This window comes from uncultured Algibacter sp., assembly GCF_947495675.1.
GTDB lineage: Bacteria > Bacteroidota > Bacteroidia > Flavobacteriales > Flavobacteriaceae > Algibacter_B.
The window spans coordinates 51586-61943 of the sequence record NZ_CANLZX010000022.1 but is presented as its reverse complement, the minus strand read 5'-3'; the positions used below and the strand labels follow the sequence as shown (position 1 = coordinate 61943).

The following is a 10358-nucleotide window of genomic DNA, read 5'->3' as shown; positions in this document are numbered from 1 at the left end:
GATGGTACTACATTTGTGGGAGAGTAGGTCGTTGCCTTTTTTAATCCTCAACATTTATTTGTTGAGGATTTTTTTTGCTCTAATTTAACCCCAATATGAAGAAATTGCTGTACTGATTATGCAGTATTTGGAAAATTTAAAGAGGTTTATCTATTAAACTTTAATGAATTACTGTTTTAATATTTGTCCTATGTAAATAAATAATGTTTGATAGTATATAATTTAATTATAGAATCAATATCACCATAATATTATAGAGATTGTAGCAGTATGTTTACGGTGAAGTATTAGATTCTTTTAGTTTTATTTTTATAAAGTGGTGCTTTATATTATTGAAACCTGAAAATGATGTTTTTATTATTATTAAAAATTGTTTAAGAGAAGAAAGCATATAAAACAAAAAATCCCGTAAACATTAAAGTTTCGGGATTTTTTTGTGGTACCTCCAGGAATCGAACCAGGGACACAAGGATTTTCAGTCCTTTGCTCTACCAACTGAGCTAAGGTACCTCGCCAAAGCGGTTGCAAATATATATTCAATTTTGTTATTCGCCAAGAGAAATTTGTAAAAAATTATAATATTTTATTTATTTTATAATAATTTAATACTAACTTATTTATAATTAATATTATAGCTAAACAAGGATTAGTATTTGTAGCTTGTTTTGTAAATTTATACTTTTTTAAATATATGAATTTAATAATAGATGTAGGAAATTCTTTTGTAAAACTTGCCATTTATAGTAAAAATGAACTTGTTTATAAAGTAATAGTTAAGATTGATAGCGTTATAAATGAAATTGAAATTCTAAAAAAGAAATATACATCTATAAATAGGGCTATTATATCATCTGTAGGTAGGTTAAAACAAAAGGATATAAATATAATAGATGAATATTTTGATTTATTAGTATTGGATTCTAATATTAATTTACCTTTTAAAAATTGTTATAAAACACCTAAAACTCTTGGTGTTGATAGAATTGCATTAGTTTGTGGTTCTATAAGTCAATATTCCAATAAAAATGTACTTATTATTGATGCGGGAACATGTATTACTTATGATTTCATTAATTCTAAAAACGAATATTTAGGAGGTGCAATATCACCAGGAATAAGAGTCCGTTATAAATCTTTAAATAATTTAACAGCAAATTTACCGTTATTGGAAACAGAAATGCCAAAGCAAATTGTTGGTAATACAACCAAAGAATCAATACATTCTGGTGTTATTTATGGTGTTTTAAATGAAATTGATGGTATAATAGAATCTTATAAACTTAAAAATGCAGATTTAACAGTTATTTTAACAGGAGGAGATAGTAATTTCTTGTCTAAACAATTAAAAAGTAGCATATTTGCCAATCCTAATTTTCTATTAGAAGGATTAAACTTTATTTTACAATTTAACTCAAACGAATGATTAAAAAACTTGTATTAGTTTTTATTGCAATAGTAGCAATTCACAGTTATGGTCAACAAGGAACTACTTCTCCATATTCTTTTTATGGTATAGGTAGTTTGAAATTTAAAGGTACTGTTGAGAATAGAAGTATGGGAGGTTTGAGTATTTATAATGACAGTATTCATGTAAATTTAAGAAACCCTTCTTCTTATGCTGGAGAAAATCTTGAAATTTGGGGTAATGAAAGCAGACCTATTAAATTTGCTGTAGGAGGTAGTTATTCAAGTACTAATTTAGAAAGTAATACAAGTAGTGATGATGCATCTTCTACGACTTTCAATTATATAGCAATTAATATTCCATTAGGTAAATTTGGTTTTGGTTTTGGATTATTACCGTATACTTCTGTTGGTTATAAATTAGAATCTTTAGATTCAAATGAAAATATTGAAAATCAATTTGAAGGAGAAGGAGGAGTTAATAAAGCTTTTCTTGGTTTTGGTTATCAATTAGCTAAAGGGCTAAGCATTGGGGTTGATTTTCAATATAATTTTGGTAATATTCAAAATAATATAATCAATTATCAATATTCAGATGGTATAGCTGTTAATTATCAATCAAAGGAAAGCAATAGGTCTGATTTAAGTGGATTAAATTTAAATCTTGGACTATCTTACAAGACTATGATTAATAATAAATTAGAAGTCGTTTCTAGTGTGATATATTCACCCGAAAGTACTTTAACTTCTAAAAATGAACGTACTATTTCAACCATAACAATAAATTCTAGTGGTCAAGAAGGTACCAGAAATATTATAGAAAGTGATTTAGCAGGTTTAGGATTAGAAGAAACAGATTTAGTAATACCATCTAAATTTTCTTTTGGTGCAGGTATAGGAGAGCCAAGAAAATGGTTTATTGGTGCTGAAACATCTTTTGTAAAGACTAGTAAATTTTCTAATGAGCTTTTTAGTAATGGTACAACATATGAAGATGCTTATTCTTTTTCTATAGGAGGGTTTTATATTCCACAATATAATTCATTCAGAAATTATTTTAAAAAGATGGTTTACAGGGCTGGTTTTAGAAAAGAAGAAACCGGTTTAAATATAAAAGGTGAGTCAATTAATGAGTTTGGCATATCTTTTGGAGTAGGTATACCAGTTGGAGATGCAAGATTATTATCTAATGCTAATTTAGGTTTTGAAATTGGCCAACGAGGAACGAAAAACAGCAATTTAATACAAGAGAATTTTATTAGTTTGCAATTAAGTTTATCTTTGAACGATAGATGGTTCCAGAAACGAAAGTATGATTAACAGTACAAAATTATTATCATGAAAACAAAAATTACATTATTACTAGCTTTTTTCTTTATTGGATTAAATTTTGGTTTTGCACAACAAGATGAAGAGTGCATGACTAAACTATCTATATTCCATGAATATACAAAAGCAAAAAATTACGATGCTGCTTATGAGCCTTGGATGGCAGTAAGAAATAAGTGTCCTAAATTTAACAATGCTATTTATGTAGATGGCGAAAAAATCTTAGAGCATAAAATTGATAATGCAACTGGAACTGAAAAAGTAGCTTATATAAACGATCTTTTAAAGCTTTGGGAGCAAAGAGGTGAGCATTTTGCAAGTAAAACACCAAAAGGAGAGTATGCTGCACAAGCTGCACAATTAATGTATGATAATAGAAAAGAATTAGGTAAAACTGATGATGAATTATATGCATCTTTTGATAGCGCTTATCAAGTAGATAAAGAATCATTTTCAAACCCTAAAAGTTTATATACTTATTTTTCTTTAATGGTTGATTTGTATGATGCCGGTAAAAAACCTGCTGCAGATTTATTTAATAAATATGATGATGTTGTAGAGAAAGTTGAGGATGAAGTAAAAAGTTTTTCTGAAAAGCTAAATAAACTTATTGCAAAAGAAGATTCAGGAACAGATTTAACTAAAAAAGAAGGGAAGTACAAGAAATATTACGAAAGCTATTTAAAAGCTTATGATCAAATTTCTGGAAGTATTGATGGGAAATTAGGTGATAGAGCAAACTGCCAAAACTTAATTCCTTTATATAAGAAAGATTTTGATGCAAATAGAAATAATGCTATTTGGTTACAAAGAGCAGCTGGAAAAATGTCTGAAAAAGATTGTACAGATGATCCATTATTTTTCGATTTAGTAAATGCATATCATAACTTAAGTCCATCAGCTAATTCAGCATATTATCTTGGACTTTTAAAAGATAAAGAAGGAAAAACAAGCGAAGCTATAGCCTTTTTTGAGCAAGCAATTGGATTAGAAACAGATAATTTCAAAAAATCTAAATTGTATTACAGAATTGCAACAAAACTAAAAGCAAGAGGTAGTTATGGTAAAGCAAGAAATTATTATACCCAAGCTTTAAAGCTTAATCCATCAAACGGACGTCCACATATTGCAATTGCCGCTATGTATGCAAAAAGCGCTAATAACTGTGGAGATTCTAATTTTGATAAAAGAGCTGTATATTGGTTAGCAGCTGCCGAAGCTAGAAAAGCGGCTCAAAAAGATCCTACTTTAAGTAAAGCAGCAGCACAATCAGTTGCTAATTACAATGCTAAAGCACCATCTAAAGCTGAGATTTTTAGCTCAGGAAGAGCTGGACAAACTATTAGCATTGGCTGTTGGATTGGAAGATCAGTTACAGTACCAAGTATCTAATGAAAAAAAATATTACATATAATATCTTAAACATAGTCACAATATTTATTGTGACTATGTTTTTTTCATGTAATGATAGTTTTAAACAAGTTCAAAAAATAGGTATTTCTGAAAATGAACCTATTGGAGTTGATTATAATATCAATGTGAAATATACAGATTCCGGACGTGTTTCTGCAAATTTAATAAGTGCAAAAATGTTAGATTTTTCTAACAGAGATTTTCCTTTTCATCAATTCACAGATGGGGTTACACTTTATATTTATGATAAGGATAATAAAAAAAGTACGGTTGTAGCTGATAATGCTTTTGTTTATGCAAATACCGATTTAATCGATATGCAGGATAATGTTGTAATTACAACATATGATAATAGAGTACTTAAAACAGATCAATTATTTTACGATCAGAAAAAAGAATGGTTATCTACAAATAAACCAGTAAGTTTTAAGACCGATCAAGACCTTATAAATGGAAATGGTTTTGATTCTAATTCAAAATTCACAAATGCCGAAGTTCTTGAAGTAACAGGTATAATTACATTGGAAGATTAATTTCTTTAATATCAAAAAATATCTTTCTCAATTTTGAGTATCTTTATACTCTAAAAAATCAATCAAAATAATGAAATATTCAAAGATTTTTCAATACGCTTATATTGTTTTTGCTGTGTTATTTATATATGATGGAATATCAAAATGGGGTAACGGAACTAATGGTGCATACATTTCATTAGGTTTAGCAGCTTTAGCCATTTTCATGTATTTTTTTAGAAGAAAATTTAGTAAAAAATTTGAAAGCAAAGACAATTCTAAATAAATGAGCATTTATGTAATTATCATAATTGTATCATTAATACTATCAGCCTTTTTTTCTGGGATGGAGATAGCTTATGTGTCTTCAAATAAAATACATATTGAAATTGAAAAAAAACAAGATGGTATTCTGGCAAAAGTACTTACTAAATTAACAGCAAAGCCTTCTAAATTCATAACTACAATGCTTATTGGAAACAATATCGCATTAGTTATATATGGATTTTTTATGGGTGATTTATTGATAAATTGGTTTCAGACCCTATTACCTACTTCATATTCATTTTTGAATTATTTGTTAACCGATTTAAATTTGTTAAGCCAAACTATTATTTCAACATTCGTTATTTTAATAACTGCTGAGTTTTTACCAAAAGTGTTTTTTCAAATTTATGCAAACACTTTAATAAAGGCATTAGCTATTCCTGCATATATATTCTATATATTATTTACATTAATTTCAGATTTTGTAATCTGGATTTCAGATTTTGTATTAAAGGCATTTTTTAAAACAGAAGGTGATCAAATTCAACTTGCATTTACAAAAGTAGAGCTTGGTAATTATATTAGTGAACAAATGGAGTCTGTTGAAGAACAAGATGATGTTGATAGTGAAATCCAAATTTTTCAAAATGCATTAGAATTCTCTGAAGTAAAAGCGCGTGAGGTCATGGTACCTCGTACAGAAATTATTGCCGTAGAAATAAATGACTCTGTAAAATCCTTAAATGCATTATTTACTGAAACTGGACGAACAAAAATTTTAGTATATAAAGATACTATAGATGATATATTAGGCTATGTACATTCGTTTGAACTTTTTAAAAAAGCAAAGAACATTAAATCTATGTTAATGCCAGTAGAGTATGTGCCAGAAACTGTACTAATAAAGGATGTGTTAAGTGTACTTACTAAAAAGCGCAGAAGTATTTCTGTTGTTTTAGATGAATATGGAGGTACATCTGGTATTATGACTGTTGAGGATATTGTAGAAGAATTATTTGGAGAAATTGAAGATGAACATGATTCTATAGATTTAATAGAAGAAATACTTGATAATAATGTATATAAATTTTCAGCTAGACTAGAAGTAGATTATATTAACGAAACATACAAAATAGGTCTTCCTGAAAGCGAGAATTATGAAACATTAGGAGGCTTAATTGTTAATCATACCGAAGAGATTCCTGAACAAAATGAGATTGTTCAAATTGACATTTTTCAATTTACAATTTTAGAAGTATCTAACACTAAAATTGATATGGTTGAAGTTAAAGTGTTACAGGAAGATTAAAATACATATTTCTGCTTTTATTATTGAATAGAAAATGGTATTTTCGCGCACGATATTTTTGTCAGTTTATTATAATTGACAGCAACTAAACAAGCAATTCCAACAACGGATTTTAAAAATTAAATTTACAAATGGCAGTTTTAAATAAGATAAGACAACGTTCACTATTCTTAATATTAATTATAGCATTAGCATTATTCTCTTTTGTATTAGCAGATTTATTTAAAAATAGCGATGCATTAACCTCTAAGTCACAAAATATTGTTGCTACTATAAATGGCAAAGATCTTACACGTGAAGATTTTATGCAAAAAGTAGAACAATTACAAAGACAAATGGGGCCTAGTGCTACTAGTACTCAAGTAATGAATAGAGTTTGGGAACAAGAAGTAAGACAAGCTGTTATGCAAACTCAGTTTGATGAGCTTGAAATTTCTGTTGAGAAAGATCAAATGAGAGACTTACTTAAAACGTCGTTAGCAACAAACCAAAACTTTTTAAACGAAGCAGGTTTGTTTGATGAAAATAAAATGAATGAATATATAGCTAACTTAAAAGAAACATCTCCTGCAGGATTTGAGAGTTGGATTAATTATGAAAAACAAGTAGCCTCTAACGCTTTAAATCAAAACTATTTTAATATGGTTAAAGCTGGTTTAACAGGTACTCTTGCAGAAGGTAAGTTAGATCATGAGTTAGAAGGAAATAAAGTTGATATTAAATATGTACAAGTTAATTTTTCAACAATCCCTGATAGTATAGTACAAGTATCAAAATCTGATATAACAAACTACATTAACAAGAATAAAAATCAATTTAAGGTTGAAGCTTCTAGAGATATTCGTTTTGTTGAATTTAAAGAAATAGCTTCAGTTGAAGATGAAAACGCCATTAAAGCAGAATTAAATACTTACATAAATGGTAGATTGGTTGATGAAAGAGGAAGAAAAGATACTATAGTTGCTTTTTCTAAAGTTAAAAATAATGAAGCGTATATAAACTCTATAGCTGCATCAGATATAAAATTTGACAATCGTTTTGTTTTTAAATCAAGTTTGCCAACAGAAGCTGCAGATGCCATTTATAACTTAAATGAAGGAGAAGTTTATGGACCATATAAACATGATGGTTCTTTTAAAGTAACTAAATTAATAGCTGTTAAACAAATACCAGATTCTGCTAAAGTGAGACACATATTAATTCCTTTTGCAGGCGCTCAAAGTGCTGGTCCAGATGTAACTGTAACAGAAGCAGAAGCTAAAGTAACAGCAGATAGTTTATTAAGTGTTCTTAAAAGAAATCGTTCAAAATTTCCTGAATTTGTTAAAGAGTTTTCTTCAGATCAAGGAAGTGTTGAAAAAGGTGGACGTTATGATTGGCATCCATACAACACAATGGTTCCAGAATTTAATGACTTTGAATTTGAAGGAAAAACAGGAGATTTAGGTGTTGTTAAAACTGTATTTGGATTTCATATAATAGAAGTTGAAGGACAAAAAAATAAAACCAAAGCTGTTCAAGTAGGAACTATTTCTAGAAAAATTGAACCATCTGAAACGACAACTGATAAAGTATTTAGAGACGCTTCAAACTTTGAAATTAATGCAGGTAATGGTGACTTTGAAGCATTAGCAAAAGAAAATAAATATACATTAAGACCTGTTAATGGTATTAAAGTTTTAGATGAAAACATACCAGGTGTAGGTAACCAGAGACCAATAGTACGTTGGGCTTTTGAAGAAGATGCGAAAATTGGAGATATCAAACGTTTTAATGTAACTAACGGTTATGTAATTGCACAATTAGTTGCAAAACACGAAGCAGGATTAATGTCTGCTGATGATGCAACAGCAAGAGTATTACCAATTATCAGAAAAGAAAAGAAAGCAAAACTTATTAGAGATAGAGTTTCTGTAAGCACTTTGGAAGATTTAGCTGCTGCTGAAAATACTAATGTAAGAACTTCGAATGCTGTAAACATGAAAAACCCAACTATTTCTGGTGGCGGAAGAGAGCCTATTGTTGTAGGAGCTGCATTTGGATTAAAGGAGGGTGAAACTTCTGGTTTAATTGATGGAACTAATGGTGTTTATATGGTACAAGTAACTAAGATTACACCAGCAGTAGAGTTGGATAATTATCAAGCTGCTGCAAATAGGGTAGAGCAACAAAAAGCAGCAACCGTTAATACTAAGTTATATAATGCTTTAAAAGAAGCAGCAGATATTGAAGACAATAGAGCTGCAACTCAAGTTCAATAAAGAATTAATAATCAAATATAAAAAAAAAGCCTCGTTTATCGAGGCTTTTTTATACGGCAACAGGAACTATTAGTTGTTTCTTAAATTCATTGGGAGTTACACCATATTTTTCTTTAAAAATTTTTGAAAAATAACTTCTACTAGTAAATCCAATAGTATAAACAATTTGAGATATATTTAAATCTGTAGTAGTCATTAGCTCTCTTGCTGCTTCAAGCCTTACATGTCTAATATATTCTGTAACTGTTCTGGTGTACAAAAATTTAAAGCCATCTTGTAATTTAGCTTGCGATAAACCTGACTCTGCAGATAATTGATCTAATGAATAGTTTTTTGCAGGTCGTTTAACTATAGTTTGCCCCAGTTTTCTTACCTTAATTAATTCACTTTTAATAAGAGAAGTTGGCAAAGGTACACCTTGTTGCAGTTTATTATGTTGTTGTATATGTAATGATAGAATTTCATAAACTTTAGCTTCTATTTTAAGAACTCTAAGCATACCCTTGGTTTTAATATTGCGTATTTTTTTTACAAGGTCTGCCATTTTTAAGTTTAATGTACCGTAGTGGGCAAATCTATTTTCATGATCAGTATCAACAAAAACTTCATATAATTTTTTGTTTAAAGTTGATACGTTAGTTGTTCGCTTTTTTAGAAATCGCTTTCGTATAATCTGTATAGAATTAATTTCTAATTTAGTGTCTTTAGGAAAATGTATATAATTAATACCTTCAGATTTATTAGTAAATATTAAAGTTTGAAATTGTTCTATTAATTCTTCTTTGTTTTCTATACCAAACCTATGTTTAAAGTTGCCATTTAGTGTGTAAATAAACCTAATAGGATTGTATTCATTAGCATACATTTTAAGCATAACCTCGCTGCTAAATGTAATATTATAATCAATTAAATTTACGCCCCAATCAAAAGGAATATAACAAATACTACCTTTTGCTATATCATTATCAACATTTAAAGTGTATTCGCTCCATTTATCTTCAATAGTTCCACCAATATGTTTTTGAATGTTTTCAAGAATTTCTTTACTATTCTCAGCATTAATTTCAATTTCTATCATAAAAACTATTTATTATTTTTTAATAATGGTATTAAATCTATATACGTGTAATTTATTTCTCCTAGATGCTCATATATATTTTTACCATTTTTAAGTTCACCCCAATAAATTTTATTATCAAATTCATCCAAATTATATTGCTTTAATAAACTTTCAGATATTAATAAATATTCATCCTTTGGCACTTTGTTTTTAAGTAATTTGTGGGCAACAATAACATCTTCACCCATAAGCTTAATATGTTTACCTATTTGTACCGTTTCAATTTCATTTCCATAATGTAAAATAATTTTTAGTCCTAAAGTTGCTGGAATCTTATAGCTATCGTAATCATCTTGGTGAACTTCTTTTAAGATGTTTAATTGATTATAGAATGCTTTGTAAAAGTGTATACATTGGTCTATTAATGCTTTTAATGATGGTAATTCATTGGTCTTATAAAACAACACAGCATCACCTTCAATTTCAGATACTTTTAAGCCAATTTTATTAGAATAAATAATTTTATTCAATAATGAGGGGATAACTTTCGAACTTAATTCAGAATCTGTTTCACTCATAAATTTAGTAAAACCACTTATATCAGGAATGCATATTAGCATATATTATTTTAGTTTATAGAAATACAATAAGTTAAAGGTAATATTAATAAATCATAAAAAAAGTACTGAAGTTATATTTTGTTTTGAATCTATTAATTATAGCAGCATTACAAAAAAAAAGCTAAAGAAAATTGAAATGAGTCAAGAACTATAGCTTATGAATTAAAACATTATCTATTCAAC

Annotated in this window: 9 protein-coding genes and 1 tRNA gene; 7 read left to right on the top strand and 3 right to left on the bottom strand. The window is 28.3% G+C overall.

All coding sequences use genetic code 11. The features are described 5' to 3' along the window. Nucleotides 1-437: 437 nt before the first annotated feature. A tRNA-Phe gene (locus Q0842_RS14285) sits at nucleotides 438-510 on the bottom strand. Between the two features lie 181 nt (nucleotides 511-691). On the opposite strand from Q0842_RS14285, the gene Q0842_RS14280 reads away from it, so the two are divergent. From Q0842_RS14280 to Q0842_RS14250, 7 genes are all read left to right on the top strand, one after another. Further along, entirely contained in the window at nucleotides 692-1423 is a 732-nt protein-coding gene (locus tag Q0842_RS14280; RefSeq protein ID WP_298499549.1) for a type III pantothenate kinase, read from the top strand. Continuing rightward, complete coding sequence (locus tag Q0842_RS14275; protein ID WP_298499546.1) at nucleotides 1420-2724, top strand: hypothetical protein; 1305 nt, start codon at nucleotides 1420-1422, stop codon at nucleotides 2722-2724. The genes Q0842_RS14280 and Q0842_RS14275 overlap by 4 nt, the downstream gene beginning before the upstream one ends. An 18-nt stretch (nucleotides 2725-2742) precedes the next feature. Continuing rightward, nucleotides 2743-4125, top strand: coding sequence for a tetratricopeptide repeat protein (locus tag Q0842_RS14270; protein WP_298499543.1), 1383 nt, complete (start codon nucleotides 2743-2745; stop codon nucleotides 4123-4125). Further along, nucleotides 4125-4679 carry an LPS export ABC transporter periplasmic protein LptC gene (gene lptC / locus Q0842_RS14265; RefSeq protein ID WP_298499541.1) on the top strand — a complete coding sequence of 185 codons (555 nt, stop codon included), beginning with the start codon at nucleotides 4125-4127 and terminating at the stop codon, nucleotides 4677-4679. The genes Q0842_RS14270 and lptC overlap by 1 nt, the downstream gene beginning before the upstream one ends. A 70-nt stretch (nucleotides 4680-4749) precedes the next feature. Further along, nucleotides 4750-4944, top strand: a complete 195-nt coding sequence (locus Q0842_RS14260; protein ID WP_298499539.1) for a hypothetical protein — start codon at nucleotides 4750-4752, stop codon at nucleotides 4942-4944. Next, nucleotides 4945-6234 carry a hemolysin family protein gene (locus Q0842_RS14255; RefSeq protein ID WP_298499537.1) on the top strand — a complete coding sequence of 430 codons (1290 nt, stop codon included), beginning with the start codon at nucleotides 4945-4947 and terminating at the stop codon, nucleotides 6232-6234. Between the two features lie 131 nt (nucleotides 6235-6365). Beyond that, the gene (locus tag Q0842_RS14250; RefSeq protein ID WP_298499535.1) at nucleotides 6366-8495 is read left to right on the top strand and encodes a peptidylprolyl isomerase; all 2130 of its coding nucleotides are present in this window, start codon (nucleotides 6366-6368) and stop codon (nucleotides 8493-8495) included. 49 nt (nucleotides 8496-8544) lie between these two features. On the opposite strand, the gene Q0842_RS14245 is transcribed toward Q0842_RS14250, so the two are convergent. After that, on the bottom strand, nucleotides 8545-9573 hold the full coding sequence (locus Q0842_RS14245) for an AraC family transcriptional regulator (RefSeq protein ID WP_298499533.1): 1029 nt from the start codon (nucleotides 9571-9573) through the stop codon (nucleotides 8545-8547). Nucleotides 9574-9578: 5 nt separating this feature from the next. Beyond that, nucleotides 9579-10175: a DUF2652 domain-containing protein gene (locus Q0842_RS14240; RefSeq protein WP_298499531.1), complete on the bottom strand. Its 597-nt coding sequence runs from the start codon at nucleotides 10173-10175 to the stop codon at nucleotides 9579-9581. Nucleotides 10176-10358: the final 183 nt, after the last annotated feature.